This is a genomic window from Anaerocolumna sp. AGMB13025, from assembly GCF_029689925.1.
In the GTDB taxonomy this organism is placed as follows: domain Bacteria; phylum Bacillota; class Clostridia; order Lachnospirales; family Lachnospiraceae; genus Anaerocolumna.
In genome coordinates this window covers 2,751,400-2,775,252 of record NZ_CP121445.1, presented here as the reverse complement: position 1 = coordinate 2,775,252, position 23,853 = coordinate 2,751,400, and the positions used below count along the sequence as shown (strand labels likewise).

The 23,853-nt window shown below is 37.2% G+C and carries 24 protein-coding genes; 3 read left to right on the top strand and 21 right to left on the bottom strand.

Going from position 1 to position 23,853, the window contains the following annotated elements; genetic code table 11:
* Positions 1-49 precede the first annotated feature (49 nt).
* From QA584_RS11305 to QA584_RS11280, 6 genes are all read right to left on the bottom strand, one after another.
* On the bottom strand, positions 50-1,018 hold the full coding sequence (locus QA584_RS11305; protein WP_278275150.1) for a polyprenyl synthetase family protein: 969 nt from the start codon (positions 1,016-1,018) through the stop codon (positions 50-52).
* Positions 1,005-1,217 (bottom strand): exodeoxyribonuclease VII small subunit, encoded by a 213-nt coding sequence (xseB, locus tag QA584_RS11300; protein WP_278274616.1) that lies wholly within the window; start codon positions 1,215-1,217, stop codon positions 1,005-1,007. The genes QA584_RS11305 and xseB overlap by 14 nt, the downstream gene beginning before the upstream one ends.
* A 23-nt stretch (positions 1,218-1,240) precedes the next feature.
* Complete coding sequence (gene xseA / locus QA584_RS11295; RefSeq protein WP_278274615.1) at positions 1,241-2,446, bottom strand: exodeoxyribonuclease VII large subunit; 1,206 nt, start codon at positions 2,444-2,446, stop codon at positions 1,241-1,243.
* Positions 2,447-2,463: 17 nt separating this feature from the next.
* Positions 2,464-2,859 (bottom strand): transcription antitermination factor NusB, encoded by a 396-nt coding sequence (nusB, locus tag QA584_RS11290; RefSeq protein ID WP_278274614.1) that lies wholly within the window; start codon positions 2,857-2,859, stop codon positions 2,464-2,466.
* A 115-nt stretch (positions 2,860-2,974) separates the two neighbouring features.
* Complete coding sequence (locus QA584_RS11285) at positions 2,975-3,364, bottom strand: Asp23/Gls24 family envelope stress response protein (RefSeq protein ID WP_278274613.1); 390 nt, start codon at positions 3,362-3,364, stop codon at positions 2,975-2,977.
* 284 nt (positions 3,365-3,648) lie between these two features.
* Positions 3,649-4,197 (bottom strand): TetR/AcrR family transcriptional regulator, encoded by a 549-nt coding sequence (locus tag QA584_RS11280; protein ID WP_278274612.1) that lies wholly within the window; start codon positions 4,195-4,197, stop codon positions 3,649-3,651.
* A gap of 272 nt (positions 4,198-4,469) precedes the next feature.
* Between QA584_RS11280 and QA584_RS11275 the strand changes: the two genes are divergently transcribed.
* Positions 4,470-5,456: an NADP-dependent oxidoreductase gene (locus QA584_RS11275; RefSeq protein WP_278274611.1), complete on the top strand. Its 987-nt coding sequence runs from the start codon at positions 4,470-4,472 to the stop codon at positions 5,454-5,456.
* Positions 5,457-5,965: 509 nt separating this feature from the next.
* On the opposite strand, the gene QA584_RS11270 is transcribed toward QA584_RS11275, so the two are convergent.
* From QA584_RS11270 to spoIIIAA, 8 genes are all read right to left on the bottom strand, one after another.
* Positions 5,966-6,841 (bottom strand): SpoIIIAH-like family protein, encoded by an 876-nt coding sequence (locus tag QA584_RS11270; RefSeq protein WP_278274610.1) that lies wholly within the window; start codon positions 6,839-6,841, stop codon positions 5,966-5,968.
* 19 nt (positions 6,842-6,860) lie between these two features.
* Positions 6,861-7,475 carry a stage III sporulation protein AG gene (locus QA584_RS11265; RefSeq protein WP_278274609.1) on the bottom strand — a complete coding sequence of 205 codons (615 nt, stop codon included), beginning with the start codon at positions 7,473-7,475 and terminating at the stop codon, positions 6,861-6,863.
* A 30-nt stretch (positions 7,476-7,505) separates the two neighbouring features.
* Entirely contained in the window at positions 7,506-8,135 is a 630-nt protein-coding gene (spoIIIAF, locus tag QA584_RS11260; protein WP_278274608.1) for a stage III sporulation protein AF, read from the bottom strand.
* A 79-nt stretch (positions 8,136-8,214) separates the two neighbouring features.
* Positions 8,215-9,375 carry a stage III sporulation protein AE gene (locus QA584_RS11255; RefSeq protein WP_278274607.1) on the bottom strand — a complete coding sequence of 387 codons (1,161 nt, stop codon included), beginning with the start codon at positions 9,373-9,375 and terminating at the stop codon, positions 8,215-8,217.
* A 21-nt stretch (positions 9,376-9,396) separates the two neighbouring features.
* The gene (gene spoIIIAD / locus QA584_RS11250; protein WP_331487899.1) at positions 9,397-9,780 is read right to left on the bottom strand and encodes a stage III sporulation protein AD; all 384 of its coding nucleotides are present in this window, start codon (positions 9,778-9,780) and stop codon (positions 9,397-9,399) included.
* Positions 9,781-9,798: 18 nt separating this feature from the next.
* Positions 9,799-9,993, bottom strand: coding sequence for a stage III sporulation protein AC (gene spoIIIAC / locus QA584_RS11245; protein WP_161839598.1), 195 nt, complete (start codon positions 9,991-9,993; stop codon positions 9,799-9,801).
* 43 nt (positions 9,994-10,036) lie between these two features.
* A complete protein-coding gene (locus QA584_RS11240) occupies positions 10,037-10,561 on the bottom strand; it encodes a stage III sporulation protein AB (RefSeq protein WP_278274606.1) in 525 nt (174 codons plus the stop codon).
* Positions 10,562-10,718: 157 nt separating this feature from the next.
* Complete coding sequence (gene spoIIIAA, locus QA584_RS11235) at positions 10,719-11,669, bottom strand: stage III sporulation protein AA (RefSeq protein WP_278274605.1); 951 nt, start codon at positions 11,667-11,669, stop codon at positions 10,719-10,721.
* Between the two features lie 839 nt (positions 11,670-12,508).
* Here spoIIIAA and QA584_RS11230 point away from each other — a divergent pair.
* Positions 12,509-13,270, top strand: coding sequence for a shikimate dehydrogenase family protein (locus tag QA584_RS11230; RefSeq protein ID WP_278274604.1), 762 nt, complete (start codon positions 12,509-12,511; stop codon positions 13,268-13,270).
* Positions 13,271-13,516: 246 nt separating this feature from the next.
* Here QA584_RS11230 and QA584_RS11225 read toward each other — a convergent pair whose 3' ends face one another.
* The 5 genes from QA584_RS11225 to leuB all read right to left on the bottom strand — a co-directional run bounded on the left by QA584_RS11225 (position 13,517) and on the right by leuB (position 19,759).
* Positions 13,517-15,118, bottom strand: coding sequence for an MBL fold metallo-hydrolase RNA specificity domain-containing protein (locus tag QA584_RS11225; RefSeq protein ID WP_278274603.1), 1,602 nt, complete (start codon positions 15,116-15,118; stop codon positions 13,517-13,519).
* Between the two features lie 59 nt (positions 15,119-15,177).
* Positions 15,178-16,050, bottom strand: a complete 873-nt coding sequence (locus QA584_RS11220) for a DegV family protein (RefSeq protein ID WP_278274602.1) — start codon at positions 16,048-16,050, stop codon at positions 15,178-15,180.
* Between the two features lie 515 nt (positions 16,051-16,565).
* Entirely contained in the window at positions 16,566-17,048 is a 483-nt protein-coding gene (gene leuD / locus QA584_RS11215) for a 3-isopropylmalate dehydratase small subunit (protein ID WP_278274601.1), read from the bottom strand.
* A 12-nt stretch (positions 17,049-17,060) separates the two neighbouring features.
* Positions 17,061-18,326, bottom strand: a complete 1,266-nt coding sequence (gene leuC / locus QA584_RS11210) for a 3-isopropylmalate dehydratase large subunit (protein ID WP_278274600.1) — start codon at positions 18,324-18,326, stop codon at positions 17,061-17,063.
* A 350-nt stretch (positions 18,327-18,676) separates the two neighbouring features.
* On the bottom strand, positions 18,677-19,759 hold the full coding sequence (gene leuB / locus QA584_RS11205) for a 3-isopropylmalate dehydrogenase (RefSeq protein WP_278274599.1): 1,083 nt from the start codon (positions 19,757-19,759) through the stop codon (positions 18,677-18,679).
* 238 nt (positions 19,760-19,997) lie between these two features.
* Between leuB and QA584_RS11200 the strand changes: the two genes are divergently transcribed.
* A complete protein-coding gene (locus QA584_RS11200; protein WP_278274598.1) occupies positions 19,998-20,909 on the top strand; it encodes a LysR family transcriptional regulator in 912 nt (303 codons plus the stop codon).
* Positions 20,910-20,985: 76 nt separating this feature from the next.
* Here the strand turns inward: QA584_RS11200 and mutY are convergent, their stop codons facing one another.
* On the bottom strand, positions 20,986-22,062 hold the full coding sequence (gene mutY, locus QA584_RS11195; RefSeq protein WP_278274597.1) for an A/G-specific adenine glycosylase: 1,077 nt from the start codon (positions 22,060-22,062) through the stop codon (positions 20,986-20,988).
* 656 nt (positions 22,063-22,718) lie between these two features.
* Positions 22,719-23,729 carry a ketol-acid reductoisomerase gene (gene ilvC, locus QA584_RS11190; protein WP_278274596.1) on the bottom strand — a complete coding sequence of 337 codons (1,011 nt, stop codon included), beginning with the start codon at positions 23,727-23,729 and terminating at the stop codon, positions 22,719-22,721.
* Positions 23,730-23,853 lie beyond the last annotated feature (124 nt).

Genomic DNA, 23,853 nt, shown 5'->3' with positions numbered 1-23,853 from the left:
TTCACCTTCATTTCATTTATTTATATTATTAATCCTGTTGTTCGTCATACTATTTCTCACGGCTGATCAGTTTTCGGATTAAAACCTTTAAAAAATCATTGCTTTTATTAAGGGACTCCAAGGCGGATATTCCTTTTGCTGACAACGACACAACTTCTTCTCTGGCTCTTTCTATTCCTAATAACCCGACATAGGTTATTTTATGATTCTTCTCATCACTGTGAACGGGCTTGCCAATTATCTCAGTAGTAGACGTAACATCCAGTATGTCATCTTGAACCTGAAAGGCAAGACCAATATCCGAAGCTATTCCCTCTAATGTACAGATATCAGCTTCACCAGCACCTGCCAAAACAGCTCCGATCATCATGGAGGCTTCCATTAGGGCACCGGTTTTTAATTTGTACATGTAATTTAACCGTTCCTGTATATTCTTATGACTATTTTGTGATTTTGTTAACCCCATGCCATTGCCTAAGGCATCAAAATCTGTGTCTTGCTCCAGTTTAAGACCAAAGCCTTCCATATCAATAACCTGACCGCCAATCATGCCATATATTCCTGCTTTTTCAGAAAGGATACAAAGGGCTTTTGCTCCCCGTATCAGGTCTTCACCGGAAAGCCTTGTTAAGGAGGCGGTCACAGTTTCAAAGGCATAGTTTAACAAACCATCCCCTGCCAGAATTCCCATGGCTTCACCAAAAACTACATGAGTGGTCTTTCTTCCCCTGCGGTACTCATCGTCATCCATAGCCGGCAGATCATCATGAACCAGGGAATAGGTATGAATCATCTCGATCGCCGCCATAAATGGTTCTACTAACCTTTCGTCTCTGCCTTCAAAGAGCCGGAACGTCTCCAGCATAAGCATTGGACGCAGTCTTTTGCCACCTGCTAATATGCTGTAATTCATTGCCTCGAACACACGCTTTTGAGGTCCTTCTTCTTTTGGCAGATAGGACTTAATTATAGCTTCAATGTGTTTAATTCTATTATCCTGTTCTTCATAAAAGTTCATCGGATTCATTCTTTTCACCTAAAATAATCAGCTTCTTTTCAACTTTATCAATAGAATCATTACAATATTTTAATAATTTCATACCTTCCTGGTAGAGTAAGAAGGAGTCTTCCAGAGTAATATCCTCCTGCTCCAGTTTATTAATGATTTCATTCATTTCCTGAAAGGAAGCTTCCAGGGTTTTTTCTTCTTTTTTCATTGCAACTCCTATCTAAGCAACTGTTAACGCTCTTTTTTAAGCAATTCCTCGACCCTCGCCACAACATCTCCGTCGGTGACACAGATGCGTAAGCGTTCTCCTTCTGTAACTTTTTCAAGGGAATTTACCACTTTATTATCACTATTTAAAACCAGAGAATAACCCTGATTTAACTTCTTAAGCGGGGAAAGCCCTTCCAGTTTCTCTATATAAAGCTCCAGCAGATGTCTTTTTTTTGTAAGCTTTGTCTGCATCTGCTGCCATAATTTCTGTTCCAGTTCAATAAGCTGCTGCCTTTTCTGTCTGATTTGATAAATCGGACTGGCATAGTCAAGTTTTAGAGCCATATGTTTTAACTCGTTGCGGCTGGCTGCGATTTTCTTTTGCAGTTCACTGTTTAGAGTTCGGTTATAGGCTTCGATATCAAACAATACGGCTTTAATATCCGGTACTGCCAGTTCTGCTGCTGCTGAAGGTGTCGGCGCTCTTAAATCCGCAACAAAATCAGCTATGGTAACATCGGTTTCGTGTCCGACTGCCGATATAACCGGAGTTTTACATTCATAAATTGCCCGTGCTACTATCTCTTCATTAAAAGCCCACAAATCTTCAATGGAACCACCGCCTCTTCCGGCGATAATGGTATCTACTCCAAGCCTGTCCAGGGTTTTAATACCTTCACAAACCGAAGCCGCTGCGCCTTCTCCCTGAACGAGAGCAGGATATAAAATGAGCTGAACATAAGGATTTCTTCTGGTGGCTATGTTAATGATATCCTGAATCGCTGCTCCTGTCTTAGCGGTTACAATACCAACTTTTTTAGGATAACGGGGTATGCTCACTTTATGTTCCCCATCAAAAAGTCCTTCTGCTTCCAGTCTGCTTTTTAACTGCTCATACTTTTGATATAATAAACCGGAGCCGTCAAGTATTATTTCTTTGGCATACAGCTGATACTTACCGTCCCGTTCATATACATTAACTGAACCCAGTGCGATAACGCTCTGGCCTTCTTTTAACTGAAACCGTAAGCCATTTCTCTGTCCGGCAAACATAACACAGGCCATCTGACCTTTATCATCCTTTAAGGTAAAATAGATATGACCGGAGGTGTGATATTTGCAATTCGAAACCTCACCTTTGATGTATATATTATTTAAGGCGTAATCCCTGATAAACATGTTCTTTATATAGAGATTCACCTGGGTTACAGAATAAACATTATCCATACTGCTCACCTTTACTTTTAAGCAAGTTTAGCCAATACACCATTAACAAAGGAACCAGAGGAATCCCCGCCAAAGATTTTGGCAATTTCAACCGCTTCGTTAATAGCAACCTTGGTCGGTATATCTTCATCGTATTTGATCTCAAAAATTGCAAGCCTCATAATAGTAAGATCTACCTTACCCATACGGTTTAATTTCCAACCGCTGGAGGCATCGGATAAAATCGTATCTATCTCCGCTATTTTATCGATAATCTTCGCAAAACGTTCCTTTAGATATCTTAATTCTTCTTCCTTTGGTTCTTCCAGTGAATCAAAATATAAATCTATCTGCTCATTTAATTCAGCATCCTCATGAAAATCTTTACGGAAAAGCATCCGAAAAAGATGTTCCCTGATTTCTCTTCTACTCATGTAAACTCCAATCTGTGCGCTGTATCGCACGTACCTTATTTATACCATTAACACATAAACAACCCTTAAATAGAATTATCTAAGGGCTGAATGGGTTTAGACACTATTGTTCTTTTTATTTGCTTCTTTCTATATTAACACCGGAAATTCTGATATTAACTTCCGAAACTGTTAAACCAGTCATATTCTCTATTGCTGATTTTACTTTTTCCTGAACCTGCCTGGAGGTATCGGGAATGCTGTAACCGTACTCCATTGTAAGAGATAAATCCACCGATACGGAATCCGAACTGACAGCAATCTTTACACCTTTTGATAAATTCTTCATCCCTAACTTACTTACCAATTCATTGGTTATATTGCTTGACATTGCAGCAACACCTTCAACTTCGGTGGCAGCTAAACCGGCAATAGTAGCAACTACTTCATCAGCAATCTGTACCTCACCCACATTACTTTCTGCATGTATTTGATACGTATTTCTATTCTCTTGCTCCTTAACCACTGTAATTACCTCCTAAGTTTTTCACTTTATATACTGTGTGTCCAAATAATGCTATTTAATACATTTATTATATCAAACTTATGTTTAAATGCAAATCATTTATTATATTTTTATTATTACTTAACCTTACACTTCATATTATTACCAATTTTTACAACCTGATTCCTTACCTTTCCTTAGTAAAGTTAATATAGTTTTATTCCGTTTTCATCATGCCACAGCTACGAGCTGTTCTCCAACGTCACATAGTAGTTTTATAGTTAATTTTTCTAAAAAAGTCACACTTATTTGCTATTACATTCTATGCTATTGAAAAGTTGCCAAAGTTGCTCCACGACGATTGTTGCAGAGTATGGCTTGGAACTATATATCCACCATTCTAACACACCTACTCCCGCTGATACTAAAAATTCAACAGAAATTTCTTTATTATCTTTTTGTTCCGTTAAATCGAGACGGTTAATCAATCCTTCTTTAAAAATATCCTTCATACGCTTTCGAAAAACTAAACTTTCTTTATTTGATAGCATAGCGGAATAAAATTCATAATTTACTTCGAGATGTTCAAAAACACGTGTCAGACTAGCTTTAGTTGTTATTTTTTCCGCCTTAGAGTCATGAATACATGATTCTTTTAATTCTGTTAAATGATAATCCAAACACTTGTCTCTTATGTCATACTTATCAGTAAAATGGAGGTAAATTGTTCCTCGATTCACGTTAGCTTTATCTGCGATTTCACCAATTGTAATTTTTTCCAATTCTTTTTCAAAAACAAGTACCATAAAAGCGTCCATAATTGCCTGTTTAGATTTTTGAATTCGTCTATCCATCTTAATACCCATTGCATAACACATCTGCAAGCAGATGTGTTACTGCCACATATAAAAAGGTTGAAAGAATCCATAAGTGGCATCCTCTCATTCATAATATTTTCTTTCAACCTAATACTCCCATTCATCTTAATAATTAACATACTAAAAGTAATTGTTGATTTTTCAACAATCTTCATACTATTACTTATTGAACTACCTAATTATAGCTGATAATATAAAATTATTCAACACACGTTGAATAAAAAACAATGTTAAGAAGGAGATACATTATGAAAGCAATCGGTTTAACAAGTTTTGGCAACCCCGGTACATTTGAAGAAATAGATGCGGATTTACCAGATATAAGTGACAACCAAGTACTAATTGAAGTGAAGGCTTCATCAATTAATCCCGGCGACGAACCTTTACGTACGGGGGAAATATTTAAAAGCTCTGTTGGTGGCCAATGGTCCGAGAAATTACCAATAATTCTCGGGAGTGATGTTGCCGGAATCGTAAGAGCAGTCGGGAAAAAGGTTACCCGGTTAAAAGTCGATGACCGCGTTATGGGATTAGCTATTCATTCAGGCGCATATCAAGATTTCGTTGCAGTAGATGAGGATCATCTTGCAAAGCTTTCAGAAGGCATATCATATGAGATTGCAGGTGCTGTACCTACAATTACGTTAACTGCAAAGCAAGCATTATTTGATCATGGGAGCCTTTTAAAAGGACAAAAAGTTCTAATTCAAGGCGGTGCCGGTGGGGTCGGTCATGTGGCTGTACAATTAGCAAAAAATCATGGTGCTTATGTTATAACGACAGCAAGAAAATATAATCATGATTTTGTAAAAGCTTTAGGGGCAGATGAAGTATACGATTACACTGAATTTGATATTGCAGATAAAATCCACGAAAAAGTTGACTTGGTAATTGATACTGTTATGGAGGCATCTATTATTGAAAATAATGGTGTATTAGGTAAAGTTGGTGAAAAAAGCCTCTCACTTATAAAAGATAATGGAAAATATGTATCAATTGTTTCCTTTGGAGTAAATAGTTATCCGATGGAACGAAATATTAAGACATACTTTTTTCAATCTATACCAAATTACTCAGACTTTGATAAAATTGTGAATTGGATTGAAAGGAAAGAACTAAAGATTCATATAGACAAGAATTTTTCCCTATCCCCTCAAGGAATTGTAGACGCTTACATCAATAGTAAAAAGCAACCGAAAAAAGGGCGAATTTCTGTTTCAAAAACTCAAGAATAAATAAGATGCTCCCTTCCTCTTTTTCGCCTGGTATCCTTCAAATTCAAAAGGTTAGAGTCTCACCAATACGCAGCTGCACTCTGTATGCCTTGAACGGTAATAAAGATGCCGGCTAAACCTGGTGGGACCTTGGCGGCAGGGTAAATTTCAGTAAAAACTGCTCTTCGTAAGCTTGTTCGGAACATGATTGATTCTGATCTGCTCGACATGAATTACTTTCTGATCGAGGATGATGACCTTAATGAAGATGAATTGGAAGAAGGTTTTTATATTTTCTAACAATATCGTCTGTTCGTTATGCCCGCTTTCAGCGGACTATTCTAATTCAAGGGTTCTCCGAAAGGAGAACTTTTATGTAAAATAAAATAAGGATTAGTATATGAAAAACATATACCAACCCTTACTCAAAGCCTATGTTAACAAATAACTCGTACGTAGTACGAGACTTAATTTTGCTTATTCTATTCCATCTGTCCTGCACCTTTTAATAAGCATAAGTCTCTTTCCGATCAATCACCTACTACAACCGGAGCAATGTTAATATCCTTTGATTTTACACCGGTCTTTCTCTTAACAATATCTTCGATCTTGGCGATATCCTGTTCATTAAGGCTTTCTGCATTAACAACAACATCAACAAGTTTTCCTTCAATGGTTACGATTACGTCACTAAAGCCCATGGCTTCCAAAAGAGTTTCTGTAGCATTTTCTTTTTCAGCTATGGCAGTCATTTCGATAATGCCGTTAACTGCATCTTCTTTGGCCTTTTCTGACAGACTTGCACTGTTTACGATTTTCATAAGCTCATCTTTGTTTGTTGATCTGAGCTGTTCCCTTGCTAATTTTCTGGAAGCAAAGAAATCAGGGGTTGTTGTTGTGCTGACTAAAACGGCTTCACCAGGTGCACTGGTTTCTTCACCTTTTTTATCTGTTACAACTTCACCGTTGTCATTCACATCGTATGCAGCAACTTCTTCAGAGTCTGATTTCTTATCAGAATTACTGGCGGTCTTTGTGTCATCTGTTTTTGCCTCATCTTTTTTGTCATCTTTAGCGGAAGCAGTTTTGTCAGTATCGTCTGCTGCTGCATCTTCTTTGCCGGTGCCTTTTGCTGTATCCGTTTTATCGCTTTCACCATCTGTTGTTATGTCCAAAGCAGTTTCGTCCAGTAAATCTTTCGTATCTTGAAGGGATACGGTGTCCCCATCTGTAATATTATCACCCTGGGTTTCCGTATATGTATCATAATCCAAGACATTCTTGCTGCCAACATCGGCAATTTTATCATCATTGTTCCTGCCAGAAAAATTCAGATACCCTGCAATCGCTATCATAATTGCTAATGCAGTAATAATGATTTGATTTTTCTTAAATATATTCTTCATACTTGCCTCCTTAAAACATTTATTTATTCATTTTCATTACTTTTACTTTATGAGCAGGTACGTCAAATAATACCTGTGCGGCTTCCATTATTTCTGTCATAATTTTGGCATTATCGCCTCCTTCGGCTATAACAACAATACCTTCCACCTCCGGCTCAAGTACCTGTAAGACATATGGCTCGCTTTTTCCGTCTCCACCATTCACCAAAACAGTGGAATCTTCCTTTTTTATACTGCTGCTATCTCTGTTTCCGCCCTCCCCATCAACTTCATTCATGCTTTCCTGTGTATATGGACCATCTTTTAGTACGACTTTTTCTTTAGAACCCTTTAATGTAATCATGACCTCAACATCACCAATTCCCTGGACTTTTGCAAGGGCATTCTTTAAACGGTTCTCCATTTCATTGGCATAAACATCGGTTTCATCTTTTGTTTCTATATTATTCGTGTTATCCTTTACCTTGTAATCTTGTTTTACTGCATTATCTTTCGCGGAATCTTTTGATGAAAGCATATCAGGAAATGATAATACAAGCAGAAATATACCTGCCATCAACAGTATTACGAGTCTTGCCGGACCAATTTCCTTAATACTGAGTTTTTTCTTTTCCTTTACCTTTTCTTTTTCCATACTTTCTCCTATTGTAGTACAACAGGACAGTTATTGCTCCTGTATACTAATATTTATATTATCAGGGTTGATATTATAGAAGTCCGACAACAGGTTTTTTATATTTATTTCATCCGGTGTGAGTATATCCTTGCCGTTTTCTGGATCGGCTTCTTTCTTGGTTCTGATTTTAATATCTTCTATTTTTATCTTATCAATGTTCACTGAAGGGCTCTCCTTTTCTTCAGACTTGTTATTGACTGCCGTTATATTTAATGAAAGCAGTTTTCCAAAGGAAGTACTGTTTTCATCCTCATCAATGGTAATTTTAATATCTTTTATATATAAATCCTGTCCTTCCAGCAGATTACCTACCTGTTTGCCGATTTGTTCCTTGTATTCCTTTAAAATCGTAGTAATCTGACTATCCTGTGCATCCATCAACCTGCTGTTCATATCCTGGGCATCTGCTAAAAGGGAATTCGTAGTGAAATAGTAATCCATGGTTTTGTCTAATTGAAATAGTTTTAGTAATGGTGAAATTACCATTATTACTAAAATAATTCCGGTAATTAAATTCACATATTTCTTGTAAGTACTTTTACCAAGTAAATTTGTAATAATTGTTGTCAGTACTAGAAATATGACAATATTTTTAACCCAGCCGTAAATTTCATTCATTTTCCACTCCTATTGCTTCTTACAGCCAAACGATCCCGGTACTGTCTGTCCTATTTTTAATCGGTTTTCTATCATCTCCTTATGTAGTGGTGGCTGCTATGATGGTTATAGTAAGTAAAAATAAGACGGCACCCACCAAAACGGTCTCTAGTAATAAGGCAGCCGCATCGGCTGAGGCAGTGACACAGTTTAACATACGCTTGTCCGAAATCGGCTGTACGGCGGCACTGCTTACCCGGTAAATAAGGGTTGTAATCGCCAGCTTTATAATAGGCAGCGCACATATTACGATGATTACAATAACTCCTGCTACACCAATGGCATTCTTTAACAGGACACCGGCACCAAATACGCTTTCCGTAACACTTCCAAGCACATCCCCGACTCCTGGTATGACACCGGCAAGTTTAAATAAAGCAGATTTTTTAATATTATCTGCTACCGGTAAAATCAACCCCTGTATGGCATTAACCCCTACCACCAGACCTAACATGGTTTTTAAAAGCCATTTGATTACGATAGACAACAAGTCGGCAAGCTTTGAGAGCAAGTCCTCCTTCGAGAGGTTATTTGCCATGGAAACGATTAAATATATATTAATCATTGGAATAACTAATTTTATTAATAATACATCCACAAAGGTAATTAAGAATAAGGTCACCTGGTAATATACCATTGAGGTTCCGGCACTGGAAACAAAAGCCACCGATAAAAAATAGGCCGGCACCAATGCTTTCATAAAACTTAATACCGCTGATATGGTATTGGCAGCCAGCGTCGCAGCCGATATGAACGAGGCGGTAAGTACCGAAAACAATAACAGATATGCCACATAAAATCCGGTTTCAGCAACCTGGGTATTTTGAAAGGCATATGAAAAATTAGTAAATACCGCAGCGATCACTGCTATGGAAATTAGGCTTGTGAGGGTCCCTATATTATCTCTGATTTCATTCATTACAGCATTTTTGATATCGGTTCCAATCTGTTGGATGGAAAATTTTCTTTCTCCGGATATAAGGCCTTTGACATAATCTTCAAAGTTAATGTGGTCATCGGATTTTAAGACATTGTCAATAACTTTCTGAATTTCGTTATAATCAAAGTCTGAATCGCTGTCAGTACCGGTAGTATACTCACCAGCATATACTTTTTCTTTTGTAAATGGCAGAAAGAGTATGAGAAACAGGAATAACAGTATCCTTAATAGTTTCCGCCTTTTCTTGATAGAAAAGTTCATTTGGAACCTCCTCTTTGATGACTATGCCGTTAAGAATTCATTGATGGTATCAAGAAGAGCCAAAAGTATCGGCATTCCCGTGGCCAGTATTGTCAGTTTACCTACTAATTCAATCTGATTGGCAACTGCAGTATGTCCACAATCCTTGCAGATATTGGAGGAAAATTCAGCAATATATGTAATCCCGATTATCTTAATTAGTATGGATATATAGGTTTCATTAAGACTAATATAAGTCTGGATTTTCTTAATGGTATTGATTATAATCTCTAATTTATTCACTCCCAGATAAAAGATAAGAATGCATCCTACAAGGCTTATATATACTGCATATTCCGACTTTGTACTCTTAAATTGTATTGCCATTAAGACAACAATAATACCAATTAAGGCAATTTGTATCATTATGATGCTCCCTTCTTCTTATAAGGTAAATAAATTCCTGATTATTTCAAACAGCTCGGATATATACGGCACAATCCAAAAAAGTACCAGGATCAGCCCTGCTAAGGTAGTTAAAAATGCCTGTTCTTCTCTTCCAGATTGCTTCAGTATCTGGTTTAAAACTGAAACCAATATGCCTACCGCTGCAATTCTAAATATCAGGTTGATAGTCATGTTATCCTCCTTGTGAATGTTGATTGCTCCCACATAAATCCCATCACAGCATAATTATTGTTATGAATATTCCGCCCAGAACACCCAGAGAATTATACAGGTACGATTTCTGTTTAACATTGTGGGATAATTCCTTAATTTCATCTTCAATTTGTGATATATATAAATCGATAGTATTAATCTGCATGTCCTTATCCAGATAACCGAGATTTTCACCAAACTGTCCAAGTGCGGTAAGATCTTTTTTGCTTAAGGATGTATTGTTAAGCTCTTTTAATACGGCTTCCTTCCATATGGTGCAAAATGAGATACCACCCAGTTCATTTAATCTTTCCGCTATTTTAGAAAGAAAATTTTTGTATTTTCCTTCATGCCGCAGGGATAAAGCTTGTACTGCTTCCGGCAAGGGTGTGTTGGCATACCTTATATCTCCCCGCAACAGAAAAATGATTTTTTTAAGCTCCCTTAAATCATTAATCCTGTTTTTTAATTCACTGCTAAAATACAGACCCATTCCGGCTGATGAAGTAAGGATTAAAACACAGCCGATTATTTTAATAACAAACATAGTTACCTCCTTTCTATCTGATTGTTTGTCCGCTATTTTTGATTGTTCATTTCTTCTGTTTTAATTCTTCTGTTTTATCTTTTCTGATATTAATTCTTCTGTTTAATTATTTCTGTTTAACTTTTATGTTATATTTTTTCTGTTTTATCTTTTCTGTTTAATAAATTCTTTTACCATTTTCATCATATATCTCTTCCAGATGTCCCACACTGCCATGATTATTTAATAATATGTAGCGTTCAAACAATCTTTCCTCTACTAGTTTTCCCAGTATCGGCTTATTTTTGATATCTTCAATAGAATTGCCGTGGACGGTGGCTATTAGTTTACAGCCGCAGTTCATTACATATTCAATTGCACTGATATCTTCTACAGACCCCACTTCATCAACTGCTATAACCCTGGGTGACATGGAGCGGATCAGCATTAACATTCCTTTTGCTTTTGGACAACAATCCAGGACATCGGTACGTATCCCCAGTTCATTTTGCGGTATTCCCATGTAACAGGCTCCGATTTCAGAACGTTCATCTACAACTCCTACCGTAATACCGGACCGATTTTCACTGCCATTTGATAATTGTCGGATTACATCTCGAAGCAGGGTCGTTTTTCCACAGCGGGGCGGCGATATGATTAAAGTATGATAGCAGTCGTTATCCTCATCCCCGGTAATATAAGGAATTACCTTGTCCGCACAACCCTTTACCTGATGGGACAGCCTGATGTTAATAAAGGATATATGCTTCATGCTCTTTATCTTGTTTTCCTCTAATACTGCTTTACCTATGATACCCACCCTGTGCCCGCCGGTTATTGTAATAAACCCCTGTTTTAATTCCTCTTCAAAGGCATACAGGGAATAGTTACTGATATATTCCATAGTTTCCCGGATTTCATTTTTGGTTATGACATAGGCTTCTCCAACTCCGGTTAACAGTTCCGACTCTTGGGTTACGAAGAATTCTTTGTTATCATAAATGAGCAGCAAGGGTGCATTTACTCTAAGACGAATTTCTTGTAATAAATCATAATCTAATATTATCTTGGATAGTATTGTCCTAAGTTTTATCGAAAAGATTTTCAACAGCTCGTCTTTTTTATTCATCTCATTCCTCCTCCTTTAGAACAATATATGTCCACCCTTTGAAATTATGACCGGATATTTTTCTTGCAAAATTTTATTAATTATATTATTCTTTTACTAATTAATGTATAAAAGTTTGAGGGGTTGGAGTTATTGGAGGTGTACGGATATAATCAGCAGGAGGGTTTTGATAAGCGGCAGTTAGGATTTGTTTTATATGCTTGGATTCTTCGGCTGAATTCACTAATGGAGTTTGAATATGGCAAAGAAGCTTGAAAAAGCACAAACTCCGAGCAAAGCTCGTCAAACAGTGTGCTTTTTCAAGCTATACCATATTCAAACTCCATAAGTGAATTGGCAGCCTCTGAATAAGGCGCATATAAAACAAATCCTAACCGCCGCTTATTTTTTTATGCTGTGAGCTGATTATATCCTGGTTTCTGGTTTTTTTGATCCAATTATTGTTGATGTTACTATGTTTTACCTTTCTGTATGTTGTTATATGTAATCTGGTTTTGCTTCCTATACGTTGTTGTGTCTAATATGTTTTTGATGTGGTATTGTTTTTCTTTGCTAACGTTTTTCGTTGCTATTACTGTTAATGTTTATGTTTTTGGCTATGTTTTTCGTTTATTGTGATATTCATTTATTTATGTGTTTTACTTTTATGTTTTATGATAATTTATGATGTTTATTCTTAAATAGAATAGCTTATAGTAATTTTTAGGTTTTGATTATGGGTTACCATCAATTTTTATTTTACTTATTTAAATAGACTTTTAAATAGGCTGGTTTATGAAATATTTAATACTATATAGAGATGATTTTCTATTCTTATATACGAAAGGATTGGTTTAATAATGGAATACGGTTTGATTGGAGAAAAGCTGGGGCATAGTTATTCTAAGATTATTCATGAGAAACTGGCGGATTATGATTATGCAATTACCCCTTTATCAAAGGAAGCATTTGAGCCTTTTATGAAGGCACGGGAGTTTAAGGCGATTAATGTTACGATTCCTTATAAGAAGGAGGTTATTCCCTATCTGGATGTTTTGGATGATAATGCAAGGCAGATTGGGGCTGTGAATACGATTGTAAAAAAAGATGGATTATTGATTGGTCATAATACTGACTTTCCGGGATTTTTATATATGATTGAACATAATGGGGTTGATATAGCGGGTAAAAAAGTAGTGGTTCTTGGTAATGGCGGCGCGGCTCAAGCGGTGCTTGCTGTCCTTCATTTTCTTAAGGCGGGGGAGATTATTGTTGTTAAGTCAAGGAGTGGGGATGGGGTTATTACTTATGAAGATTGTCTGAAATTTCATTCTGATGCACAGATTATTATTAATACCAGTCCGGTTGGTATGTATCCAAAGATTGACGCTAGTCCTGTTGATGTTTCACTTTATAAAGAGTGTGAGGCCGTCCTGGATATTATTTATAACCCACTGAAGACCACACTGCTGCTTCAGGCTGAAGAATTAGGGATTAAGGCTGTCAATGGTCTTGAGATGTTAGTGGCACAGGCTAAGTATGCAGTTGAATATTTTCTAGATAAAGAAATTGATGATACAGTGATCGATGAAGTTTATCATATGATATTAAAAGAACTGTAGTTTCTGATAGCGTGATATTAATACTCTTCCTGAATTAAATACTATCTCTTTTAGGTTATCTAGTTTTATTAAAATTCTCCGTTCTTATAATAGGTATATTCCATTTTTTATGATGAGTTAACCGCTGCAAAGCAGTATTTAAAAACTGTTAAACGAAAAATAAAAAGGACTATATTCAGATTACTTAAATCTGATCATAATAGTCCTTTTTATTTTAGTAAAGAATTGTATTCTTATATTATTTTTTTATCTATCCCATTTATCACTCAGGGAATTGATTTGATCAGTGAATTTGGCAAGATCCTTGTTCGATCCGCCTTCATTGTGCTGTATCACAACGAGCAGGCGCTTTCCGGCATTGACTAGGCGTTCATAAACAGAGGAAATTCCTTTCTTTTTCTCGTCTTTTGAATGAACCAGGGTAGCTTTGCCTTTAACCAGACATTCATTCTTAAGAAGGTCATATACTTCCCCGCTAAATGGTGCAACGGCATCGAAACCGTATTCTGTTTTTAGCGTTTCTGTAAACAAATCACAAATATTCGTTTCTCCATGAACCACAAAAACCCGTTCCGGTTTTTTATCAAAATGATTAATCCAGGTTAATAGTCCATTTCTGTCTGCATGTCCGCTGACACCAGCAAGTTTTCTTATTTCAGCATTCACCTGGATTAATTCGCCGAATAATTTTACTTCCGTGGCGCCGTCTAGTATAATATGACCTAATGTACCTTCTGACTGATATCCTACAAATAGGATAGTGCTTTCACTTTTCCATAGATTATGCTTTAAATGATGCCTGATTCTTCCCGCATCGCACATACCGCTGGCGGATATTATAACCTTACAGTCATCATCAAAATTAATGCCTTTGGATTCTTCCGAAGTTACAGATGTCTTTAAGCCCGGAAAAGTAATTGGATTAATACCTTTGTTCACCAGTTCCAATGCTTCTTTATCAAAGTATCCAATCATATTCTCATTAAATATCTGTGTAGCCTCATTGGCTAATGGGCTGTCCACATATACTTTAAAATCACCGTGACCGGTTACCAAGCGGTCCGCTTTTATTTTACGGATAAAATACAGCAGTACCTGGGTTCTTCCCACTGCAAAAGAAGGGATGACAACATTACCGCCTCTGTCAAAGGTGGTCTGTATAATCTTTGTTAACTCTCCGATATAATCCGGCGTTTCACCATGATTACGGTCACCGTAGGTAGACTCCATTACGACATAGTCCGCTTCCTTTATATACTGTGGATCATTAATTAAGGGCTGGTTTATATTACCGATATCACCAGAGAAAACAATCTTCTTGGTAACACCTTCTTCTGTAATCCAGACTTCGATACTGGCAGAACCCAGTAAATGTCCCACGTCAATAAAACGGAAAAAAACTCCATCAAAAAGCTTAATCTTTTCATTGTAGCTATGAGGTACAAAAGAACGAATGGTATTATAAGCATCCTCCATGGTATAAAGAGGAACATAGGGATTTTCTCCCTTTCTTTGTCCTTTCCGATTACGCCACTCAGCTTCAAAGGTCTGAATATGTGCACTATCCCGTAGCATAATATCGCACAGGTCACTGGTGGCTCCTGTGGCATGTATGCTTCCTCTAAAACCCTGTGCATAAAGCAGGGGGAGCCTGCCTGCGTGGTCCATATGGGCATGGGTTAACAGTACCGCATCTATACCTGCAGCCGGTTCCGGAATTTCTTGGTTTTCATATACATCCCTGCCCTGTTCCAAACCACAATCAATTAAAATGTGTTTACCGAGGGCTTCTAGGTAAAAGCAGCTTCCTGTCACTTCATGTGTAGCTCCTATAAATGTCAACTTCATATCGTGCCTCCATACGTAAATTCATCAGTAAGTTGTTATGGCTAAGGTCTTAAGTCCTTTTATCTTCCAGTCCCAAAGAAAAATAAAGCGATTGTTCCCGGACCGGAATGTGATCCGACTACAGGTCCGATTTGTGTAATTACAATTTCTTTTACTTCTAATTTTTCTCTGATTATATTTGCCAGATACTCCGCATCTTCTATTGAATCACCATGACCGATAAAAACAGTCTGTCCCATAGAGGGATTATAAGTATCCGCCATATGCTCAAGCAATGCGTGAAGAGATTTTTTCCGTCCCCTTACTTTTTCCATTGGAATTAAGTATCCTTCATCATCCACATGCAATATAGGTTTAACATTTAGTGCTGTTCCTATACCTGCACTAATCGCACTGACTCTTCCTCCACGTTTTAAATGGTACAGATCATCAACCGTAAACCAATGGCAGAGCTTATGGATATTTTTCTCCAGCCAGTCAACTAATTCCTCAATATCAAGTCCTTCTTCTTTTTTCTTAGCTGCGCTGTATACCAGTAAACCTTCGCCTGCGGAAGCGGCTTTTGAATCCACACACACTATCTTAGAGTCTTTATACCGTTCTAAAAGTTCTTCTCTTGCCAACAGAGATGAATTGTAAGTCCCACTGAGTGCTGAAGAAAATGATATGTAAAGAATATCATTCCCTTCCTTTAGTATAGGTTCAAAAAATTCCATAAAGGCTTCCGTATTAATTAAAGAAGTTACGGATTTTTCACCTTTTCTAAGCTGTTGATAAAATTCATGTATGCCCAATTCTCGGGTATCGGGATAATGCATATAGCTTTTTCCGCTTATTTCAAAAGCTAAGGGCATAACTTTGACACCTATTTCATCAACCATATCCTGGGAAATATCTGCTGTTGATTCAGTAATTATAACATAATTTTTCATAATCCACCTATTTCTAAAGTATTTGGATAATCCATTTTTATTATATTTTACCACTTATAGGTGCTTAATACAACTAATACAGCGTTAAAAATGAGGGTTTTGTTAACATAATAAAAAAAGCTTCCGTCATTATTAATATTTACACTACTTGAATATCTCATGTTTCATGGGATACTGCCACAATACATTAATTAAAAATAGCATTATGTGTTCGTGCAATATTTACAACTACTGCGCCGGAAGCTTTTGATTTTAACTAGTTTTCTAATTCAACCAATAATCCTTTTATTTATAATTTATCTCGATTACTATTTGATGATAGCATTTTATATGATTAATATTTTTATCTGATTATCTTTCTAACTGATTAACTTTCTAATGTCATCTTTCTAATGTTATCTTTCTATCGTTATCTTTCTATTGTTAGCTTTCTATCGTTAGCTTTCTATTATTAGCTTTCTATTGTTTGCTTTCTATTGTTTGCTTTCTATTGTTAGCTTTCTATTGTTAGCTTTCTATTTGTTAATATAATTTATCAGTCCTTCTGCCTTTATGATTTTCTGCATAAATTCTGGAAAAGGCTGACCCTGATAACTGGTACCCTTTGTTATGTCATAAATCATGCCATTATCAAAATCAATTTCTACCTCATCATTATTGTCAATTGCTTTTGCGGCTTCAGGACATTCTATAATGGGTAAGCCGATATTAATGGCATTACGGAAGAAAATCCTGGCAAAGGTTTCTGCTATTACACAACTTATGCCTGCTGCTTTAATAGCAATTGGAGCGTGTTCCCTGGAGGAACCACAGCCAAAGTTCTTATTGGCTACCATGATATCACCGGCTTTTACCCTGCCTACAAAATCGGGATCAATATCTTCCATACATTTTTTAGCAAGTTCCTTTGGATCAGATGAATTTAAATATCTTGCCGGAATAATTACATCGGTATCTACATTATCTCCATATTTGTGTACTGTTCCATGTGCTTTCATAATGATTCCTCCTTATAATCCCAGTTCGCTTGGGCCTGATATTTTACCGGTTATAGCACTTGCTGCCGCAACTGCGGGGCTTGCAAGATAGACTTCTGAGTCCACATGCCCCATTCTGCCTACAAAGTTACGGTTTGTTGTTGCAACTGCTCTTTCACCAGCGGCTAAGATACCCATATGTCCGCCAAGGCAGGGACCGCAGGTAGGAGTGCTTACAATGGCTCCGGCTTTTATAAAGGTGGTTAATAAGCCTTCTTCCAACGCTTTCAGATAAATATCCTGTGTAGCCGGGAATATAATGACCCGCATTCCTTTTGCGACTTTTTTCCCTTCCATTACTTTAGCCGCAATTCTTAAATCATCTAATCTTCCATTGGTACAGGAACCGATTACTACCTGATCAACTTTTATATCGCCTACTTCATCTATGGTCTTGGTATTTTCCGGTAAATGAGGAAAGGCAACTGTAGGCTTTAAGGCAGCTAAGTCTATTACATAAGTATCATCATATTCCGCATCTTCATCCGCTTCATAGATCGTATAGGGTTTCTTGGAATGCTCCTTTATATAGTCTTTGGCTTTTTCATCCACGGGGAAAATTCCGTTTTTGGCTCCCGCCTCAATCGCCATATTAGCCATGGTAAAACGATCATCCATACTTAAACTATTAAGTCCATCCCCTGTAAATTCCATGGATTTGTATAAAGCACCATCCACACCAATCCTGCCGATAATATGAAGGATAACATCTTTGCCGCTTACCCACTTAGATGGTTTGCCAGTCAGAACAAATTTAAGAGCGGAAGGAACTTTAAACCAGGCTTTTCCCGTAACCATTCCTGCTGCCATATCCGTGCTTCCAACACCGGTGGAAAATGCTCCCAATGCCCCATAAGTACAGGTATGGGAATCTGCTCCAATTACTGCATCACCGGCAACTACCAGACCTTTTTCCGGTAAAAGTGCATGTTCAATACCCATTTCTCCTATTTCAAAATAATTGGTAATATCATGTTCCATTGCAAAATCCCTCATACATTTGCAATGTTCGGCGGATTTTATATCCTTATTCGGTGTAAAGTGATCCGGAACCAAGGCAATTTTATTCTTATCAAAAACACCTTTTTTATTGACCCGCTCCATTTCATGAATGGCTACCGGCGCTGTTACATCATTGCCTAATACTAAATCCAAATCTGCTTCAATCAACTGACCGGCTATTACACTATCCAAACCGGCATGAGCCGCCAGAATCTTCTGTGTCATTGTCATACCCATGTATTCATCCTCCATTTTCATTAAATATTTATCTCATTCTATGTTTTCAAACTATTTTGTAAAATACCAATAATATAGATATTATTTCTTACTTCTATTTCCTTAAATCATTTTTCCATTGTAATTCTTCTAACATTTTCTTCATTCTAATATGTCATTTTGGAATTATTTACTGACCACTCTTTAGTTTTCTTTTCTTCTACAGTATGTTAGCGGTCATCTTTTTCATTACTTTATTTAGTACTTATTACTTTCTTTGGGACTTATCGCTTTCATTGGGACTTATTGCTTTCTTTGGGACTTATTGCTTTCTTTGGGACTTATTACGTTCTTTGGGACTTATTATTTTATCAAATTTCACCGACTATAAGGTCTCCCATTTCCCTGGTTCCTACCAAAGTTTTTCCTTCCGAAAGAATATCAATAGTACGGTAGCCCTTCTGCAAGACAGTTTTTACAGCTTTTTCAATCGCAGCTGCTTCTTCCTCCAAATCAAAGGAAAATCTGAGCATCATTGCTGCAGAAAGAACCGTTGCTATGGGATTTGCTTTGTTCTGACCTGCTATATCCGGTGCGGAGCCGTGGCTTGGTTCATATAGTCCCAGTTTGGTATCCCCAAGACTTGCAGAGGCCAGCATACCGATTGAACCGGTTACCATACTTGCTTCATCCGACAAGATATCTCCAAACATATTCTCAGTTAATATTACATCGAATTGCTTTGGATCTTTTACAATCTGCATAGCGCAGTTATCAACCAGCATATCTGTTAGTTCCACTTCGGGATAATCCGCAGAAACTTCTTTAACCACCTGTCTCCATAATCTCGAAGAATCAATTACATTGGCCTTATCCACACTGCAGACTTTTTTATTTCTTTTCTTTGCTATCTCAAAGCCCCATTTTGCAATCCTTCTGATTTCATTTTCATCATAAACCAGTGTATCCAACGCTTTTCTTAAGCCATTTTCCTCATAAGTTTTCCGTTCACCGAAATATAAACCGCCGGTCAATTCTCTGACTACAACAAAATCAAACCCATCGCCAATAATTTCGTCTTTTAGTGGACAAGCGCCTTTTAACTCCTCAAACAACACAGCCGGCCTGATATTGGCAAATAGTCCCAAACCTTTGCGTATAGCTAAAAGTCCTGCTTCCGGTCTTAGATTGGGAGGAAGGCTGTACCAGTTGGATTGCCCCACATTGCCCCCTACCGCTCCTAACAGGACAGAGTCACTGTTCTTTGCTGTCATAAGGGCCTCTTCTGTTAATGGAACACCAGTGGCATCGATGGAAACACCACCCATTAGTACTTCCGTATAAGTAAAATCATGACCGAATTTTACTCCAGTTTTATCCAAAACTTTTTTTGCTTCTGTAATGATTTCCGGTCCTATTCCATCTCCTGGTATAACAGCAATGTTGAAATTCATTCTTCTCATCCTTTCGCTATGTAAATAAAATAAATATTTTTCTGAAATAGTTTATCTTTGTTATTGCTATTCTATCATACTATTTGATATAATTGAAATACATATAAAGAATACTTATTATAACAAAGAGTTATATCAAAAACTTAGTTATCAACTTGAAATATTACAAAAATGCCATGTAAAACATCGTTGCACGCGGTTTAATATAACTAATATTATTTTCTAGAAAGGTATCAGAATGGAGCAAAACTTAAGCCTATACAAAATTTTTAATACGGTAGCTGAAACCTGCAATATATCCCGGGCTGCTAAAGAACTTTATATCAGCCAACCGGCAATCAGTAAATCTATAACCAGGCTGGAGGAGAACCTCGGCATTCTATTATTTACAAGAACCTCCAGAGGTGTCCGCTTAACCGACGAGGGCAGCCAGTTATATGAATATACCAAAACTGCCTTTGATACTTTAATGCAGGGAGAAGCTAATCTAAAACGCATCAATGAGCTGGGCATCGGACATATCCGTATCGGAGTAAGTACAACCTTGTGTAAATATATGCTTTTACCTTATCTCAAAGAGTTCGTATCTTCCCATCCCCACATTAATATAACCATCGAATGTCAGTCCACTTTTCAAACGTTAGAGTTACTGGAGAAAGGAAAACTTGATATTGGCTTGATTGGAAAACCTGCTGTTTTAAAAAATTTAGATTATTATACAGCAGCTCAGATCGAAGATGTTTTTGTTACAACGAAAGCTTATCTTGAAAATCTTAAAATTCGGGAAGCCCAGACAATTCTGTCCGATATTTTTAAAAGTGCTAATGTAATGCTTTTAGATGAAAAGAATATATCCAGATTATTTATAGAAGACTATTTTACCAGAAATCAGATTGAAACAAATCAGATTCTGGAGGTCAGTAATATGGATCTGCTGATTGAATTCGCCAAGATTGGACTTGGGGTATCCTGTGTTATCAAAGAATTTGTTCAAAAAGAATTAAGGGAAGGCAGTTTGATTGAAGTTCCTCTTGAGAAACCCTTGGATAAAAGGGAAGTCGGTTTTGTTTATTTAAATCATATTCAGCTGTCGGACTCTGTCCGTAAATTCATTCAATTTTATAAAACCGAGTATATATACAGCGAATAAGGATATAGAAGCTTAGTATATTACTCTACCGCTTCCCAGCAGTTTCCACTGATAACAAGATAAACCATTAAAAGGGCTAAATGCAGTTCCGATATTTTTCATATGCGGTCGGTAATGTGTATTTCTCTTCGATCTGTTCTTTACCGGCCCATATAATCTTCCCGTCACCATCTGTAAAATATACAGTATCCTCCATTACTCCGGATTCTACATCCAATTTAATATAATACCCCGTCATATGCCACTCAATGTGGGAAAATATATGTTTTCCATCACCAAGACTATTAATTGTATAACCTGTCACTCCATGCTCCTTAAGTAATTGTTCCACTCCATCTATCATTAACTTTCCTTCAACAGACGGCAATTCCCATAGCCCGGCCAGAAGTCCACTGTTTTTTCGTTTTCTGATGGCATATTCACCGTTTTTCTCAATCAAAAAGATTGTCTTTTCCTCTACTACCCTCGGTTTTTTCTGTGGTTTTACCGGAATACTCATTTCCGTCTTATTACGAAACGCTTTACATAGGTGCATAATCGGACATTTCATGCACAAGGGTTTTCCATTTGGTATACATATGGTAGCGCCAAGTTCCATCAAGGATTGATTGAAATCCCCCGGTCGGTCTTTCGGCATAATTTCCCTGATATCCTGTTCCAGTTCTTTTTTAACACTGGCTTTGGTGATATCATCAAAACTACCGGCTAATCGCTTCATAACACGAAGAACATTGCCATCTACCGCAGGTTCTGCTATTCCAAAGGCAATCGATGCAATTGCTCCTGCCGTATAGTTCCCGATGCCGGGAAGTTTTAAGAGACTTTGATAGTCCGAAGGCATTACACCGTTATGTTCCTCCATTATAATCTGGGCTGCCTTTTTCAGATTCCTGGCTCTATTATAATAGCCTAAGCCTTCCCATAATTTCATAAGTGGTTCTTCTTGTGCCTCTGCCAGTGCTTTTATATCCGGAAGTACCTGTATAAACCGTTCAAAATATAATTTAACTGCTTCCACTCTGGTCTGCTGCAGCATTATTTCTGATATCCATACATAATAAGGTTTAGGATTTGATCTCCAGGGTAATATTCTGGCATTATTATCATACCAGTCAAGTAAATAATCTATGGTTTCTGAATAATTATTGTTCATTTTTTATCTCCAGTTGTGTGAATTCGATATACATTACTATTTTACAAGAATTTCAACCCGGTAACAAGATAAACCGCAATAATTTTATTAAATTCACCAAAATCAACTATATATGCAAGAACAAAGAGTTTGGCTTGCCAGACTCTAGCGCTGACAAGCCTGTCACATCAGTGACACCTTCCTATTAAGCGTCATGTGCATCCTGCAGGTCCTGTTTTTATATTACGGGACTGTTGCAAATCCAAAGACTAAATTATCTGGAGCTGTTGCAAATCCAAAGACTAAATTACCTGGAGCTGTTGCAAATCCAAAGACTAAATTACCTGGGAGAGAATAAGGATTATATTTTATAAAAATTTTGTGGAAAGTATGCGCGAATGGCTGCAAGAAAGAGAATGCAGCCGCACATTCGCGCGAACTTGGAACAAAATTTTTATAAAATATAATCCTTATTCTAAGCCCTGGTTCTATATCCTACATTTTGCAACAGCTCCAGGTTCTATTACCTACATTTTGCAACAACCTCTGGTTCTAATATCCTGCATTTTACAACAGCTCCTGAATAAAAAAGATATCCCATGACAATGAACCTTTCATTGTCGTGGGATATCTTTTTTGATTCCTATTATTTTAGATTGTTTATTAATTATGTTTACTTAGTTATTAATAAGTTTGTCTTTATTTGTCCAGCTCATCATCTTACGAAGCTCGGAGCCTACTTTTTCTAATTGATGTTCGGATTCTCTTCTTCTCATAGCTAAGAAGTTTGTACAGCCAATTTGGTTTTCCAATAACCAGTTACGTGCAAAAACACCTTCCTGGATATCTTTTAACACCTGTTTCATTGCTTTTTTAGTATCTTCAGTAATGATCTTAGGTCCTGTAATATAATCACCATATTCGGCAGTGTTAGAGATGGAGTATCTCATGCCTGCAAATCCACTCTCATTGATAAGGTCAACAATTAACTTCATTTCATGGATACATTCAAAATATGCACTTTCCGGTTCATATCCGGCTTCTACTAATACTTCAAAGCCTGTCTTCATTAACTGGGTTACACCACCGCAAAGTACGGCTTGTTCACCAAAGAGGTCTGTTTCTGTTTCTTCCCTGAAGGTTGTCTGGAGAACACCTGCTCTTGCTCCGCCGATAGCAAGTGAATAAGCAAGTCCTAAATCATGAGCTTTACCGGTTGCATCCTGTGCTACGGCAATAAGACAGGGAACTCCCTGACCTTCCTGATACTGGCTTCTTACGGTATGTCCCGGTCCCTTTGGAGCTATCATAACAACATCAACATCTTTTGGCGGTATGATCTGTCCGAAATGAATGGCAAAGCCATGGGCAAACATAATTGTATTACCTGGTTCTAAGTTAGGTTCGATGGATTCTTTATACATCTTAGCCTGTTTTTCATCGTTTATTAAAATCATAATCACGTCTGCTTTTTTTGCAGCTTCTGCTGCAGTATATACTTCAAAGCCGGCTGCTTCTGCTTTTGCCCATGAACTACTGCCTTCATAAAGACCGATAATCACATGAACTCCTGATTCTTTTGCATTTAAAGCATGTGCATGTCCCTGGCTGCCGTAACCGATAACCGCTACTGTCTTGCCTTCCAAAAGTGATAAGTTACAATCTTCCTGGTAAAATATCTTTGCCATCTTCATATCCTCCTAAATAGTTATAATTTATTATTGTAAAAAGTGTCGCCACTCTTTGAAATAACCTTCAATAATCTTTATCCATTTAACTTGTTAAAGTCTAATTCTAAATAACACCGCCTGC